The organism is Bradyrhizobium sp. GW821-FHT12B03, from assembly GCF_058807535.1.
Map to the genome: position 1 here is coordinate 1 of NZ_JBXAQU010000064.1, position 548 is coordinate 548.

General features: G+C 66.1%; 1 protein-coding gene. It reads right to left on the bottom strand.

Annotated features, from left to right (window positions below; all coding sequences use genetic code 11):
• Nucleotides 1–548: chemotaxis protein CheW (locus AC1RUR_RS38370; RefSeq protein WP_492853356.1), on the bottom strand; the 548-nt coding region annotated here is incomplete at both ends.

Genomic DNA, 548 nt, shown 5'->3' on the forward strand with positions numbered 1-548 from the left:
GGGAGCTCTTCCAGGCGGGTGACGAGCCCGAGCGGGACCGCCTTGGGCTGGGACGAGCCGGCGCGGAACACCAGCAGCGAGGTGGTCTGCTCGCCCGAGCCGATGTGGTGCGCGCCGTTCTCGTCGCCCATGTCATGGGCCGAGGAGCCGGCGGCGCCGAGCGCCTTGGCAATGCCATTGGGGTCGATGATCATGATGACGGCGCCATCGCCCAGAATGGTGTTGCCGGAGAACATGTCGATGTGACGCAGCTTGGTCGACATCGGCTTGACCACGATTTCTTCGGTGTGGAACACGCCGTCGACGACGATGCCGAAGGTCTGGCTGCCGACCTGCGTGACCACGATGAAGCCGTTCTCGGGATCGGAAGCCGCGCCGTCGTCGATCTTCAGGAGCTTCTTGAGGTGGATCAGCGGCAGCAGCTTGTTGCGCAGCCGAAGAACGGCGGTGTCCTTGATGCGCTCGATGCGGTGCTCGCTATTGGCGCGGGCCCGGACCAGCTCGACGACGGAGAGCTGCGGGATCGCAAAGCGGTCGCCGGCGGCTTC